This is a genomic window from Nocardioides sp. zg-DK7169 (genome assembly GCF_013155365.1).
Lineage (GTDB): Bacteria > Actinomycetota > Actinomycetes > Propionibacteriales > Nocardioidaceae > Nocardioides.
Genome location: NZ_JABJRA010000002.1, coordinates 116,880 through 131,089 on the forward strand (window position 1 = coordinate 116,880; position 14,210 = coordinate 131,089).

The following is a 14,210-nucleotide window of genomic DNA, read 5'->3' on the forward strand; positions in this document are numbered from 1 at the left end:
AACCCTTTGTGGAGGTCCGATGAACGACAGTCCCAGCACCAAGGAGCGAGCCCAGGCTGCCGCCGGTACGGCGGTCGACGACGGCAAGCAGGTGGCCGGCACCGCCGCCGAGGAGGCACGTGCGGTGGCCTCGGAGGCCGCCGGTCAGGCGCGCCGGGTCCTCGACGACGCGGTCTCCCAGGCCAGCGAGCAGTCGAAGACCCAGCAGGCCCGCCTCGCCGAGACCCTGCGCGGACTGGCCGACGACCTGGGGAAGATGGCGGACGGCGGCGAGCCGGGTCTGGCCACGAGCGTCGCCAAGGAGGTCGCCGACCGCGCACGCAGCGCCGGCTCCTACCTGGAGGACCACGAGCCGAGCGAGCTGCTCGACGAGGCCCGCCGTTTCGCACGGCGCCGCCCGGGCGTGTTCCTGCTCGGGTCGCTCGCCGCCGGCGTCGTCGCCGGGCGGCTGCTGCGCGGTGCCGCCGACGGCATCGCCGCTGCCGAGGGCACCGGCGCGCCGGTGCCGCTCGAGGGCGGCGCGGCGGGCGAGGTGGGCTCGGCACCGACCGGGCGGCCCTACGTCGCGGGCGACCCGATGCTCGACGACGTCTCCGCGACCGACGACCCGCTGGTGCCCGGAGGTCCGGCGCAGTCGGGCGCGCCGCGGACCACCGCGATGGGCTCCGGCCCGGAGATGGGCTACGGCGAGCGCGGACCCGGTGAGCCGTCCGGCGAGCGGGGCGTGCAGTGAGCGGGCCCGTCCAACCGTCGGTCCCGCCGCCGGAGCACCCGCCCGGGTTCGCAGACCCGCTGGCGTCCGGCTCGGCCCCGGTCGACGCCGCACCACGGGGGGAGCGCAGCCTCGGTGACATCGTCAGCGACGTCACCAGCGACATCTCCACCCTGGTCAAGCAGGAGCTCGAGCTGGCCAAGACCGAGCTCAAGCAGGAGATGGCCCAGGCGGGGAAGGGCGCCGGCCTGCTCGGGGGCGCCGGCGTGGCCGGTCACCTGCTGCTGATCTGGGTGTCGGTCACCCTGACCGTCGTCCTGGACTCCTGGATGCCGCTGTGGGTCGCGGCGCTGATCGTGACCGTCCTGTGGGCGGTGGTCGCCGCCGTGCTCGCCGTGGTCGGTCGCAAGGCCCTGAAGGAGAGCAACCCCCAGCTGCCCACGACGCAGCGCACACTGAAGGAGGACGCCCAATGGGCAACCGCACAGAAGAGCTGAGCACCGACATCGCCGGCACCCGCCAGACGCTGGCCCAGGACCTCGACGAGCTCCAGGACCGGGTCAGCCCGTCGGCCGTCGTCGCGCGCCGCAAGGCAGCGGCACGCAACCGGGTCCTCGGCGTGCGGGACCGCGTCATGGGCACGGCGTCCCAGGCCCGCGAGAGCACCGGCGGCGCCGCCAGCGGCGCGAAGGACACCGTGCGTGACACGGCGTCCTCGGCCGCGGGCGCCGCGCAGGACCGCTACGAGGGCAGCCCGCTGGGCGCCGGGCTGGTCGCGTTCGGCCTCGGCATGGTGATCGCGGGGATGATCCCGGCCAGCCGGGCCGAGGCGAGCGCCGCGTCGTCCGCCCTCGACCAGGGCCGCCCGCTGCTCGATCAGGCCAAGTCGGTCGGTCAGGACGTTGCCTCGGGTGTGCAGGAGACCGCCACGGAGGCCGCACAGCAGGTGAAGGAGTCCGCGATGGGCTCCGCCGGCAGGGTCCAGGAGGAGGGCCGCTCGGCGGTCGGCGACGTCCAGTCGTCGGCCAAGAGCGAATGACGGGTACTGGCTACCGGTCAGCACGCGTACACGAGAAGGAGGCCCGATGACGGGCAAGGACGACACGAACGAGCAGAGCGAGGGACAGGTCTCCGAGGTCGCCTCGATGGACCCGGCGGAGGCGGACACCCCGATCTCCGACGACCAGGGCGTCGCCGGGAACCCGGAGGCCGAAGGGGCCATCGAGGATGGTCAGGACGCCGGTCCCAACGGCAAGCCGGGCGGGAACGTGGAGTCCAACCGCACCTGATCCGCACCGCGGATCACCGTGGGGGCACGCCTCTTCCAGAGGGGAGGCGTGCCCCCCGGCCGTTGTCGTGCAGACGGCGGTGGAGGGCTCAGGTCCGGTCGCTGAGCTGCGGGTCCCCAGCGCTCTGCGGACGGGGCCTGGCGGCGGGCGCCAGGAAGGCCGCCAGGAGCACCACGACCATGGGCGCCAGCAACGCGTTCCGGAGCCCGACGGCGTCTCCCAGCAGTCCGAGCGCGGGAGGGCCGACCAGGAAGGCCAGGTAGCCGACGCTGGACACCAGCGAGACGCGGGCCGCGGCGTTCGGGCCCGAGTCCGCGGCGGCCGAGAGTGCCAGCGGAAAGCCGAGAGAGGCGCCCAGGCCCCAGAAGACCACCGCCAGTCCGGCGACGAGCTGGTGGTCGACCACGGAGACCAGCAGCAGCCCGACAGCGGCACATGCCGCGCTCGCGGCCAGCACGCGGCTGCGGCCGAAGGCCTGGACCACACGGGCACCGCTGAACCGCCCGGCCATCATCGAGGCGGCGAAGACGGCGTAGACGACCGACCCGAGCGCCGCGTCGAAGCCGTGGCCGTCCACCATGATGAGCGGCAGCCAGTCGTTCGCGGTCCCCTCCGCCAAGGCGAGGGCCAGGACGAGGGCACCGATCAGGAGCAGGCGGGAGTCCTTCCACAGCGTGGGCCCGGCGGACGCGCCCGTGACCGCCTGGGCGGGCTGCCCGGCACCGCGTGGCGACTGCCCGGTCCGGGGCTCCAGCTCGCGGATGCTCGCCGCGAAGGCCAGCAGGGTCGCGGCTCCGATGATCAGCAGGTGCGCGACCACGGAGAAGTCCAGGGCGGTGAAGGCGATGCCGGCGACCGCCCCCACCAGCGTGCCGAGGCTGAAGAACCCGTGGAACAGAGGCAGGAACGGCTTCCCGACGATCCGCTCCACCTCGGCGCCCTCCACGTTCAGCGCCACCTCGCTGGACCCCATGCCCAACCCGAAGAACCCGAGCCCGGTCGCGACCAGGAGCGGTGACGCGGACCAGGCGCCCAGGCCGATCAGCGGCATGCTCACCACGACGCTGGCGGTGCCGGCGGCAACGACCCGCCGAGCTCCGAGACGCAGCACCAGCGGGCCGCTGGACAAGATGCCGATCATCGACCCCGCCGACAGGCCGAAGAGCACCCAGCCCATCTCTGCGGTCGAGGCGTCGAGCAGGTCCCGGATCGCCGGGGTGCGGGTCACCCAGGACGCGATCCCCAGTCCGGGGATGAAGAACAGGGCGTAGAGCGCGAACCTGCGCCGACGGACGCTGGACATGTGTCAGCCCTTCACGAGCGTACGAACGTGCGTGGGCACCGCCGTGGGTGTCGGCGACGCGATGGCGATGCCCACGGCTCGGCGCGTGCGCTACTGCGCGGAGCGCACCCGGATCCCCGAGATCGGCACCGTGGTGGTGCCGGCGGGGTCGGTGAAGAAGTCGTTGCCCTTGTCGTCGACGACGATGAAGGCCGGGAAGTCCTCGACCTCGATCTTCCAGACCGCCTCCATGCCGAGCTCGGGGTACTCGATGACCTCCTGGCTCTTGATGCAGTCCTGGGCCAGGCGCGCGGCCGGGCCGCCGATCGAGCCGAGGTAGAAGCCGCCGTGGGTGCCGCAGGCGTCGGTGACCTGCTTGGAACGGTTGCCCTTCGCCAGCATCACCATCGAGCCGCCGGCCGCCTGGAACTGCTCGACGTAGGAGTCCATCCGCCCGGCGGTGGTCGGGCCGAAGGAGCCGGAGGCCATGCCCTCGGGGGTCTTCGCGGGACCGGCGTAGTAGATCGGGTGGTTCTTGAGGTACTCCGGCATCTCCTCGCCGGCGTCCAGGCGCTCCTTGATCTTGGCGTGCGCGATGTCGCGGGCCACGACCAGCGGGCCGGTCAGCGACAGGCGGGTCTTGACCGGGTACTGCGAGAGCTGGGCGAGGATCTCGCTCATCGGGCGGTTCAGGTCGACCTGGACGACCTCGCCGCCGGCGATCTCCTCGGCCATGCCGGCGTCGGGCATGTACTGCGCCGGGTCGGTCTCGAGCTGCTCGAGGAAGACGCCGTCGGGGGTGATCTTGCCCAGCGCCTGGCGGTCCGCGGAGCAGGAGACCGCGATCGCGACCGGCAGCGAGGCGCCGTGGCGCGGCAGGCGGACGACGCGCACGTCGTGGCAGAAGTACTTGCCGCCGAACTGCGCGCCGATCCCGAAGGACTGGGTGAGCTTGAAGACCTGCTCCTCCAGCTCGAGGTCGCGGAAGCCGTGGGCGCTCATCGAGCCCTCGGTCGGCAGGTTGTCCAGGTAGTGCGCGGAGGCGTACTTGGCGGTCTTGAGCGCGAACTCCGCCGAGGTGCCGCCGATGACCACGGCGAGGTGGTACGGCGGGCAGGCCGCGGTCCCGAGCGAGCGGATCTTCTCGTCGAGGAACTTCAGCAGCCGATCCGGGTTGAGGATCGCCTTGGTCTCCTGGAACAGGAAGGACTTGTTGGCCGAGCCGCCGCCCTTGGCCATGAAGAGGAACTTGTACTCCGGCTTCCCCGAGGTCTGCGGGGTGGAGTAGATCTCGACCTGGGCCGGGAGGTTGGACCCGGTGTTCTTCTCCTCGTACGTCGTGAGCGGCGCGAGCTGGGAGTAGCGCAGGTTGAGCTTGGTGTAGGCGTCGTACACGCCGCGGCTGATCGCCTCGCCGTCGTCGGTGCCGGTGAGCACGCCCTCGGACTTCTTGCCCATCACGATCGCGGTGCCGGTGTCCTGGCACATCGGCAGCACGCCGCCGGCGGAGATGTTGACGTTCTTGAGCAGGTCGAGGGCGACGAAGCGGTCGTTGCCCGACGCCTCAGGGTCGTCGATGATCCGGCGCAGCTGCCGCAGGTGCGCGGGGCGCAGGTAGTGGCTGATGTCGTGCATCGCCTCGGTGGTGAGGCGCTGGATCGCCTCGGGGGAGACGCGCAGGAACGTCTCGCCGTCCGCCTCGAAGGTGCTGACCCCCTCGGTGGTGATCAGCCGGTAGGGCGTGTCGTCCTTGCCGGCGGGGAGGAGGTCGGAGTAGAGGAACTCAGGGCTGGCCACGAGCAGGGAGGATACCGCTTCGCGGGCCACGGCCCGGGCCGGGCGACGCACCCGGCCCGAGCGCGAGTAGCCTGCGTGACAGGCATCACTGCGAGGTGAGGCCGGGTCCGCATGCGCGGACCGACTCTCAAGGAGGTCCCACCGTGAAGTTCCGACCGGTCGTCGCGTCGCTCGCGACCTTGGCCACGATGACGGCGCTGGCTGCGTGCGCGCCGCCGTCCGACGACGACGACAACAAGGACGACGGTGGGTCCAGCGCCGCGACCGCCACCTCCGCGGAGGACCTCGGCGGGATGGAGGCGCTCGTCGAGGCCGCCCAGGAGGAGGGCGAGCTCAACGTCATCGCCGTGCCCCCGACGTGGGCCAACTACGGCGAGATCATCTCGACGTTCGAGAAGAAGTACGACATCAAGGTCAACTCCGCGCAGCCGGATGGCGACAGTCAGGACGAGATCAACGCCGCCGTGCAGCTCGCGGGCACCGACCGCGCGCCCGACGTCTTCGACCTCGCGCAGTCGGTGGCGCTGGCCAACACCGAGATGTTCGCCGAGTACCGGGTCGACACCTGGGACACCGTCCCCGAGGAGTTCAAGGCCGGCGACGGTACCTGGGTCAACGACTACGGCGGCTTCATGTCGATCGGGTACGACGCGAGCAAGGTGCCCGCCATCACCTCCTTGGACGACCTCCTCGAGCCGGAGTTCAAGGGCAAGGTCGCACTCAACGGAGACCCGACCGAGGCGGGCGCCGCGTTCAGCGGCGTGCTCATGGCCTCGGTCGCCAACGGCGGCTCCGCCGACGACATCGCGCCCGGCGTGGAGTTCTTCGCCGCGCTCAAGAAGGCCGGTAACTTCCTCCCGGTCGACCCCACACCGGCCACGATCGCCTCGGGCCAGACCCCTGTCGTCATCGACTGGGACTACCTCAACGCCGTCGAGTCGCAGAACCTCGACGACTGGGAGGTGTTCGTGCCCGAGGAGGCGCCGGTCGCCGGCTACTACTTCCAGGCGATCAACGCCGACGCCCCGCACCCCGCGGCGGCGCGCCTGTGGCAGGAGTTCCTCTACAGCGACGAGGGCCAGAACCTCTGGCTGGCCGGCGGCGCCCGGCCGGTGCGCGCCGAGGCGATGGCCGAGGCGGGCACGATCGACGCCGAGCTGTACGACGCACTGCCGCCCGTCACCGGTGACCCCGTGATCGCCACCAACGAGCAGACCGAGGAGATGGCGGCCTACCTCTCCGAGAACTGGGCGAAGGCCATCGGCTGAGGTGAGCGCTCTCGCGCCCACGGCGGCACCCGGGACGGCGAAGTCGTCGCGCCGGCCGGGCCCGCGCCTGCGCGTGGGCCCGGCCATCGGGCTGGTGCCGTTCCTGGCCTTCATCGGCGTCTTCCTGCTGGTGCCCACCGTGACCGTGGCGGTGGGCGCCTTCCAGGACGAGTCCGGTGCCTTCTCGACCGAGAAGGTGTCCGCGCTCTTCGAGGAGACCGCGCTTCGCGCGCTGCGTCAGAGCCTCCTGCTCTCGACGTTCTCGGCCGCGCTGGGCGCGGTGCTCGGCGCAGTGTTGGCCTACCTCATCCTGGCCGCGCCCCCGTCCAGCCTGGTACGCCGCCTGGCGACGGCCGTCTGCGGTGTCCTCGCCCAGTTCGGCGGGGTCACGCTCGCCTTCGCATGGATCGCCACGCTGGGCTTCGGTGGCCTGCTGACCGACCTGCTCGCCGACCTCTTCGGCCTCGACGCCACCGGCTCGGGCTGGCTCTACGAGCTGCCCGGCCTGGTGCTCGTCTACACCTACTTCCAGATCCCGCTGATGGTGATCGTCTTCCTCCCCGCGCTCGAGGGGCTGCGCCCGCAGTGGCGCGAGGCGGCGGTCGGGCTGGGGGCGAACACCTGGCAGTACTGGACCAAGGTCGCCGTACCGCTGCTGCGCCCGGCGTTCCTCGGCTCCGCGCTGCTGCTGTTCGCCAACGCGTTCGCCGCCTACGCCACAGCCGCCGCGCTGGTCAGCCAGGGCGCCCCGATCACTCCGCTGCTGATCCGCTCGGCGCTGAGCAGCGAGATCATCCTCGGGCAGGCCAACTTCGCCTACGCGCTCGCGCTGCAGATGGTCGTGGTCGTGGCGGTCGTGATGGGGCTGTACGCCTGGCTGCTGCGCCGTACCTCGCGGTGGCTGGGATGAGCGGCGCGCTGCCGGGCACCGGCACGGGGCGGCGGGTCTGGAACGTGACGCGGGGCCTGCTGCTGCTCTGCTTCGGTGTCTTCTTCGCCCTGCCGATGCTGGCCCTGCTGGACTTCAGCACGAAGGTCCCGGGCACCGAGGAGCGCACCGGAGAGGCCTGGTCGCAGCTGTTGCGCGACCCCGCGATGACCGACGCGATCACCACCTCGCTGCTGCTCGCCGGGCTGACGGTCGTCGGCATGCTCGTGCTGCTGGTGCCGACGATGGTGTGGGTGCGCCTGCGGGTGCCACGTGCCTCCCGGCTGGTGGAGTTCCTCTGCCTGCTGCCGCTGACCATCCCCGCCCTGGTCATCGTCGTGGGCATCAAGAACGTCTACGCCTGGGTGAACTACCTGATCGGCGACTCCGCGCTCACCTTGACCTTCCTCTACGTCGTGCTGGTGCTTCCCTATGCCTACCGGGCGCTGGACTCGGCGCTGTCCTCCATCGACACCACCACCCTGGCCGAGGCGGCGCGCTCGCTCGGCGCGAGCTGGTTCACGGTGATCGTGCGGGTGGTGCTGCCGAACATCTGGCCGGGCGTGGTCAACGCGGCGTTCATCTCCGTCGCCCTGGTGCTGGGCGAGTTCACCGTCGCCTCACTGCTGAACTACGACACCCTGCCGGTCGTCATCGTGCTCCTCGGCAAGAGCGACGCGCCGCTGTCGATGGCGGCGGCGCTCGGCTCCATCATTTTCGCAGCGCTCCTGCTGCTCGTCATGTCGGTGCTCGACCGCCGACGCTCCACCCGGAGGTGAGCATGACCCAACTGACCAGCCGTGCGCCGCAGCGCAGCCAGGACGGGCTCGCCGTCGAGCTGTCCGGGCTCCAGCGTCACTACGGCGAGGTGCGGGCCCTCGACGGGCTCGACCTGCGCATCGAGCCCGGGGAGCTGGTCGCGTTGCTGGGGCCGTCCGGGTGCGGCAAGACGACCGCGCTGCGGATCCTCGCGGGCCTCGAGGCCCAGGACGCGGGGACGGTGCTCGTCGGTGGCCGTGACATCTCGCGAGTGCCGGCCAGCAAGCGGGACATGGGGATGGTCTTCCAGGCCTACAGCCTCTTCCCGCACCTCACCGTCGCGCAGAACGTCGACTTCGGGCTCAAGCTGCGCGGCCGCTCGCGTCGCGACCGTCGCACTCGCGCCGGCGAGATGCTCGAGCTGGTGGGCCTCAGCGAGCACCACGACCGCTACGCCCACCAGCTCTCGGGCGGGCAGCAACAACGCGTCGCCCTGGCCCGGGCACTCGCCATCGAGCCTGCGGTCCTGCTGCTCGACGAGCCGCTGTCGGCATTGGACGCCAAGGTGCGGGTGCAGCTGCGCGAGGAGATCCGGCGGGTCCAGCTCGACGTCGGCACGACGACGCTCTTCGTGACCCACGACCAGGAGGAGGCGCTGGCGATCGCCGACCGGGTCGGCGTGATGAACGCCGGCCGGCTGGAGCAGATCGCCGCGCCGCCGCAGCTCTACGACGCCCCGGCGACGGCGTTCGTCGGCCAGTTCGTCGGCCTGTCCAATCGGCTGCCGGCCCAGGTCGAGGACGGTGTGGCGCGGGTGCTCGGCGCCGCGCTGCCGCTGCTCCCGGGCTCGACCGCCGGCGCCGGCGACGCGCTGGTCCGCCCCGAGTCGGTGCACGTCGAGGCCGCCGCGGACGGCGCCGACGGCGACGCGCACGTCGTGGCGATCTCGTTCCTCGGTGCCCTGTCCCGGGTCACCGTCACGACGCCCGACGGCACCACGCTCGTCGCGCAGCTGGCCAGCAGCCTGGCGGAGGGGCTCGTGCCCGGCCAGCGGGTCTCGCTGCGCCTGGCGCCGACGCCCGTCCTCGTGGTCAGCGGCTGAGCGCGCGCCTCGATAGGGTGAGCGCCATGGACGGAGACCCCCAGCAGCCGCGCCCGCCCGAGCTGCGGATATCCGACGCCGACCGGCATCGCCTGGCCGAGTTCCTCCGCGAGGCAGCGGGGGAGGGACGCCTGGAGGTCGACGAGCTCGAGGAGCGTCTCGAGGCCACCTACGCCGCGAAGGTCTACGCCGACCTGGTCCCGCTGGTCATCGACCTGCCCGGCGCCTCCTCTGTGGTGCCCACGACGTCGGGGCTCGCGGCGCCGGCCCCGGCCGGCCCCGGGACACCGTCCCCCGCGTCGTACGCCGGCCTGCCGCAGCCCTCGAGCAGCACCGCCGTGCTGGCCTCGCAGGAGCGCAAGGGCGCGTGGGTGCTCGGTCCCACGCACACGGCGTTCTCGGTGATGGGCGCCGTGGTGCTGGACCTGCGCGAGACCGTGTTCACGGTGCGCGAGGTCATCATCAACGCCAACACCGTCATGGGCTCGGTCGACATCTACGTCAACGCCCACACCCAGGTGGTGGTCGAGGGCTCCGGCGTGATGGGCGCCTTCGAGCAGGGCCGCGACAAGGTGGTCCCCGAGTTCGGGCCGTACTCGCCGATCGTGCGGGTGCGCGGCTTCGCGCTGATGGGCGCCGTGACGGTCACCCGCAAGCCGATGCCCGGCCAGAAACGCGGGTTCCTGGGCCGGGCATCGTCCTGACACTTCTCGGGGTCAGCCGTCCGTGGCGGTGTGCTCCAAGGTCGCCTGCTCGTTGTCCTCGACCTTGCGGTCGAGGGTGAGGTTCTCCCCGGTCTCGGGGTCGAACAGGTGCATCTGGTCGGTCTCGATCCAGAGCTCGGCCTCGTCGCCCTCCCGGATCCGGGAGGCGCCGTCGAGGGAGACGACCAGCTGGGTGCGCATCGCCTCGCCGTCCAGGTCCCGCTCGAGCTGGTCGAGCTGGGCCTGCACCTCCGGGGGAGCCTCGAAGGGGATGTAGGCGTAGGACTCGTTGCCGAGCCACTCCACGACGTCGACCTTCGCGCGGAACGTCGAGCCGTCGCCGGGCTTGCCCACCACGTCGGCGTCCTCGAAGTGCTCGGGACGGACACCGGCGATGAGCAGGCCGCGGCCCTGGACCCGCTCGGCCTTGGCCTGCGGGATGCGGACCTTGCCGAAGGGCAGGCTGACCTGGTCGCCCTCCACGGTCGCGGGCAGGAAGTTCATCGGCGGGGAGCCGATGAAGCCGGCGACGAAGAGGTTGTTGGGCTGGGTGTAGAGCTCCCGCGGCGTGGCCAGCTGCTGGAGCACGCCGCGCTTGAGCACCGCCACCCGGTCGCCCAGGGTCATCGCCTCGGTCTGGTCGTGGGTGACGTAGACGGTGGTGATCCCCAGGCGGCGCTGGAGGCGCGCGATCTCGGTGCGCATCTGCCCGCGCAGCTTGGCGTCGAGGTTGGACAGCGGCTCGTCGAAGAGGAACGCGTCGGCGTCCCGGACGATCGCGCGGCCCATCGCGACGCGCTGGCGCTGGCCTCCGGACAGGTTGCCCGGCTTGCGGTCGAGGTGCTCGTCGAGCTCCAGGGTGGCGGACGCGTCACGGACCTTGCGGTCCACCTCGTCGTCCTTCTCGCCGGCCAGGCGCAGCGGGAAGGCGATGTTCTCGTAGACGGTCAGGTGCGGGTAGAGCGCGTAGTTCTGGAAGACCATCGCAAGGTTGCGGTCGCGGGGAGCCAGGTCGTTGACCACGCGGTCGCCGATCCTCATCTCCCCGGAGGTGATGTCCTCCAGGCCGACGATCATCCGCAGCAGCGTCGACTTCCCGCAGCCCGACGGCCCGACGAGGATGATGAACTCGCCGTCCGCGACGTCGATCGAGACGTCGTTCACGGCGGGGAAACCGTCGCCGTACTTCTTGACGATGTTCTTCATGGAGATGGCGGCCATGGTGTTACCCCTTCACTGCGCCGGAGGTGAGGCCGGCCACGATCTTGCGCTGGAACAGCAGGACGATGATCACGATCGGGATGGTCGCGATGACGGCGGCGGCCGCGAGCAGCCCCGCCGGTCGCTGGAACGGGTCCGGCCCGACGAAGAAGGACAGCGCGGCCGGGATCGGTCGCGCGGCCTCGGTCGAGGTCAGCGTGATGCCGAAGACGAAGTCGTTCCAGGCGAAGAAGAAGGTCAGGATCGCCGCGGTGAACACGCCGGGCGCGGCCAGCGGCACGATGACCTTGCGGAACGCCTGCCACGACGTGGCGCCGTCCACCTGGGCCGCCTGCTCCATCTCCCACGGGATCTCGCGGAAGAAGGCCGAGAGCGTCCAGATCGCCAGCGGCAGCGTGAACGACATGTACGGGATGATCAGGCCGGGCCAGGTGTCGTAGAGCCCGAACTGGCGCCACAGGTCGAACAGCGGGCTGACCAGCGAGACCACCGGGAACATCGCGATCGCCAGTGCGGTGGAGAGCACGAAGCGCTTGCCCCGGAACTCCAGGCGGGCGATGGCGTACGCCGCGAGCGTGGCCAGCGCCACCGAGAGGATCGTGGCGATCAGGCTGATGCCGATCGAGTTGATGATCGAGCGCCGGAACTGCTCGTCCTCCCACACGGTCTGGTAGTTCTCCCAGCCGGTGAAGGAGTCGAGCGGGAGGAACCCGGGGTCGGTGCCGTTGGAGACCGCCTCCTGGCTCTTGAAGGACAGCGAGACGATCCAGGCGATCGGCAGCAGGCACCACACCATCACCAGCAGGACGCCGAGAGGCAGAGCGAGCTTGCGCATGTCAGGACTCCCCTCGGGCCTGGGCCAGGTCGACCCGGAACAGCTTGACGATGATGAAGGCGACCAGGAGCACCGAGAGGAACAGCAGCACGGCCAGGGCGGAGCCCATGCCGAGCTGGAACTGCTCGATGCTCTGGCGGTAGGTCAGGAACGAGATCGACTCGGTGCCTTGGGCGCCGGCGGTCATCACGAAGATGTTGTCGAAGATCCGGTAGGCGTCGAGGGCCCGGAAGAGCACCGCGACCATGATCGCGGCTCGCATGTTCGGGAGGATGACCTTGAACAGCCGCTGCCACCAGGTGGCCCCGTCGACCTTGGCGGCCTCGATCATGTCCTCGGAGACCTGCGCCAGTCCGGCGAGGAGCAGCAGCGACATGAACGGCGTGGTCTTCCAGATCTCCGAGACCATGATCGCGATCACCGCTGGGACCGTGTCCCCGAACCAGTTGAAGTCGGCGCTCACGAACGGCAACCAGCCGTTGATGAAGCCGTTCTGGTAGGTGAAGGCGAACTGCCAGGCGAAGCCCGAGACGACCGTGATGATGCCGTAGGGGATCAGGATCGAGGTGCGGATGATGCCGCGGGCGAAGATCACCCGGTGCATGATCATCGCGAACGCGAAGCCGATGACCAGCTCGAAGGCCACGGTCACCAGCATGTAGATGACCGTCATCCCGATGTCGCGCCAGAAGAGGCTGTCGGTCAGGGCGGTGACGTAGTTGTCGATCCCGATGAACTGGCGGTCCTCGGGAGCGGTGAGGGAGTAGTTGTAGAAGGAGAGCCACAGCGCTCGCAGGATCGGGAACGCCGTGACCACGAGCATCACGACCAGGGCGGGGGCGACCAGCTTCATGCCCAGCCGGTTCTCGGCACGGGTGCGGTCGCTCACCTCCTGGGGTTGGCGACCGGCCTGGGTGGCCGGGGTGGCGACGGTGGTGGTCACAACAGCGCCTTCCCTTCAAGGACGTTCTTGAGGAACTCGGCGGACTCCTTGGGCGTGGAGTCGCTGACCGACTCCGGGGAGTGCCACACGCTCTGCAACGCGCTGGAGATCGTGGCGTAGAAGGCGCTCTTGGGACGCGGACCGCCCTGGTCGACGCTCTCGCGGAAGAGCGTGAGCAGGTCCTTGGGATAGGCCTCGGCCAGCTCCGGCGCGTCGTACGCCGAGTTGGTCGCCGGCATCAGCCCGGCCTCGACGGCGAGCGCCACCTGGGCGTCGGTGTTCGTGACGCAGCGCGCGGCCTCGAGGGCGAAGTCGGGGTGCTTGGAGTAGGCGCCGACGGCGACGTCGATGCCGCCGACCGGGGGCTTCGAGGGCTCGTCGGGGAGGGTGCGCGGGTAGCGGGCCCAGCCGAGGTCCTTGTACTGCTCCTCGGTGATGCCGTTCTCGGGGCTCGGGGCGTAGTTCTTGTAGACGAACGTCCAGTTGACCATGAACTCGCCGGGCCCGGAGAACATCGCCGGCAGGCTGGTGCCCTCGTTGGAGACCGACAGGTCCGACTGGGCCGCGGAGGAGCTCGCGAGCTTCTCGATGACCGCGGCCGCCTCGCGCCCCGGCTCGGAGTCGATCTCGACCTTGGCGTCGATGCCGGCCTCGGTGTCGGAGACGATCACCCCGCCGGCACCCTGGATCAGCGCGTTGATCCACACGACGTAGGCCTCGTACTTGTTGCCCTGGACCCCGACCGTCGCGCCCGGGACCGAGGCGGCGGCGTCGATGATCTGGTCCCAGGTGACCGGCTTGCTCATGTCGAGCCCGGTCTCCTCGGCGAGCGACTTGCGGTACCAGAGCAGCTGGGTGTTGGCCCACATCGGCGAGGCGTAGACCTTGTCCTCCCAGCGCGCCGTCTCGGCGATGCCCTGGAGGGTGTCCTCGGTGATGGTGTCGTCGGGCATCTCGGCGAGCCACCCGGCGTTGGCGAACTCCGGGACGAAGACCGGGTCGAGGTTCATCAGGTCGGTCGTGTCGTCCTCCGCCGCGAGCCGGCGGGCCAGCTGCACCCGCTGGTCGGTCGCACCGGTCGGGAGGAGCTCGGTCTCGATGTCGTAGTCCTCGGTGCTGCACTGATCCGCGATGGCGTTCAGCGTGTCGACACCATCGGGGTTGAGGTACCAGGTCAGCACCGGCTTGCCGTCGTCGCTGGAGCACGAGGCGAGCAGCGTCGTGGCCAGCACGGCGGCGGCGGCCGCGGCGATGCCGCGCCGGACCCGCGAGCGAGCAGGGCCCGCCCGCCCTCGCCGTGTGCGGGATCGTGCTGAGGAATGCGTCATTGCCCCTCCCGGTCTGCGTGATCAGTGTCACACGTCTAGTCC

The 14,210-nt window shown here is 70.7% G+C and carries 15 protein-coding genes; 9 read left to right on the forward strand and 6 right to left on the reverse strand.

The features are described 5' to 3' along the window. The first annotated feature begins 19 nt into the window (after positions 1-19). Genes HOQ23_RS20710 through HOQ23_RS03200 form a run of 4 tightly spaced genes read left to right on the forward strand, consistent with a single transcriptional unit; the run spans position 20 to position 2,001 of the window. A complete protein-coding gene (locus tag HOQ23_RS20710; RefSeq protein WP_172211801.1) occupies positions 20-733 on the forward strand; it encodes a hypothetical protein in 714 nt (237 codons plus the stop codon). Then, positions 730-1,209 carry a phage holin family protein gene (locus HOQ23_RS21430; protein ID WP_367650350.1) on the forward strand — a complete coding sequence of 160 codons (480 nt, stop codon included), beginning with the start codon at positions 730-732 and terminating at the stop codon, positions 1,207-1,209. The genes HOQ23_RS20710 and HOQ23_RS21430 overlap by 4 nt, the downstream gene beginning before the upstream one ends. Continuing rightward, positions 1,185-1,751 carry a DUF3618 domain-containing protein gene (locus HOQ23_RS03195; RefSeq protein WP_172211803.1) on the forward strand — a complete coding sequence of 189 codons (567 nt, stop codon included), beginning with the start codon at positions 1,185-1,187 and terminating at the stop codon, positions 1,749-1,751. The genes HOQ23_RS21430 and HOQ23_RS03195 overlap by 25 nt, the downstream gene beginning before the upstream one ends. A 46-nt stretch (positions 1,752-1,797) precedes the next feature. Then, entirely contained in the window at positions 1,798-2,001 is a 204-nt protein-coding gene (locus HOQ23_RS03200; protein WP_172211805.1) for a hypothetical protein, read from the forward strand. An 88-nt stretch (positions 2,002-2,089) separates the two neighbouring features. Here HOQ23_RS03200 and HOQ23_RS03205 read toward each other — a convergent pair whose 3' ends face one another. Both HOQ23_RS03205 and HOQ23_RS03210 read right to left on the reverse strand, forming a co-directional pair. Then, complete coding sequence (locus tag HOQ23_RS03205) at positions 2,090-3,304, reverse strand: MFS transporter (protein ID WP_172211807.1); 1,215 nt, start codon at positions 3,302-3,304, stop codon at positions 2,090-2,092. Positions 3,305-3,394: 90 nt separating this feature from the next. Beyond that, positions 3,395-5,080: a fumarate hydratase gene (locus HOQ23_RS03210; RefSeq protein ID WP_172211809.1), complete on the reverse strand. Its 1,686-nt coding sequence runs from the start codon at positions 5,078-5,080 to the stop codon at positions 3,395-3,397. 143 nt (positions 5,081-5,223) lie between these two features. Here HOQ23_RS03210 and HOQ23_RS03215 point away from each other — a divergent pair, with 143 nt between their 5' ends. The 5 genes from HOQ23_RS03215 to HOQ23_RS03235 are packed head-to-tail and all read left to right on the forward strand — an operon-like array spanning position 5,224 to position 9,841. Beyond that, positions 5,224-6,348, forward strand: coding sequence for an extracellular solute-binding protein (locus HOQ23_RS03215; RefSeq protein ID WP_216653564.1), 1,125 nt, complete (start codon positions 5,224-5,226; stop codon positions 6,346-6,348). A 1-nt stretch (position 6,349) separates the two neighbouring features. Further along, positions 6,350-7,258 (forward strand): ABC transporter permease subunit, encoded by a 909-nt coding sequence (locus tag HOQ23_RS21130; RefSeq protein WP_216653565.1) that lies wholly within the window; start codon positions 6,350-6,352, stop codon positions 7,256-7,258. Next, positions 7,255-8,055: an ABC transporter permease gene (locus HOQ23_RS03225; protein ID WP_172211811.1), complete on the forward strand. Its 801-nt coding sequence runs from the start codon at positions 7,255-7,257 to the stop codon at positions 8,053-8,055. Before HOQ23_RS21130 ends, HOQ23_RS03225 begins: the two co-directional genes overlap by 4 nt. Before the next feature lie 2 nt (positions 8,056-8,057). Continuing rightward, a complete protein-coding gene (locus HOQ23_RS03230) occupies positions 8,058-9,137 on the forward strand; it encodes an ABC transporter ATP-binding protein (protein ID WP_172211813.1) in 1,080 nt (359 codons plus the stop codon). A gap of 26 nt (positions 9,138-9,163) precedes the next feature. Next, on the forward strand, positions 9,164-9,841 hold the full coding sequence (locus HOQ23_RS03235; protein ID WP_172211815.1) for a DUF1707 domain-containing protein: 678 nt from the start codon (positions 9,164-9,166) through the stop codon (positions 9,839-9,841). Between the two features lie 12 nt (positions 9,842-9,853). On the opposite strand, the gene HOQ23_RS03240 is transcribed toward HOQ23_RS03235, so the two are convergent. From HOQ23_RS03240 to HOQ23_RS03255, 4 genes are read right to left on the reverse strand one after another with little or no spacing between them, the layout of a single operon-like run. Next, positions 9,854-11,062, reverse strand: a complete 1,209-nt coding sequence (locus HOQ23_RS03240; RefSeq protein ID WP_172211817.1) for an ABC transporter ATP-binding protein — start codon at positions 11,060-11,062, stop codon at positions 9,854-9,856. A gap of 4 nt (positions 11,063-11,066) precedes the next feature. After that, a complete protein-coding gene (locus tag HOQ23_RS03245; RefSeq protein ID WP_172211819.1) occupies positions 11,067-11,897 on the reverse strand; it encodes a carbohydrate ABC transporter permease in 831 nt (276 codons plus the stop codon). A gap of 1 nt (position 11,898) precedes the next feature. Then, positions 11,899-12,840 carry a carbohydrate ABC transporter permease gene (locus HOQ23_RS03250; RefSeq protein WP_367650351.1) on the reverse strand — a complete coding sequence of 314 codons (942 nt, stop codon included), beginning with the start codon at positions 12,838-12,840 and terminating at the stop codon, positions 11,899-11,901. Beyond that, positions 12,837-14,072 (reverse strand): extracellular solute-binding protein, encoded by a 1,236-nt coding sequence (locus tag HOQ23_RS03255; protein WP_172211821.1) that lies wholly within the window; start codon positions 14,070-14,072, stop codon positions 12,837-12,839. The genes HOQ23_RS03250 and HOQ23_RS03255 overlap by 4 nt, the downstream gene beginning before the upstream one ends. Between the last annotated feature and the right edge of the window lie 138 nt (positions 14,073-14,210).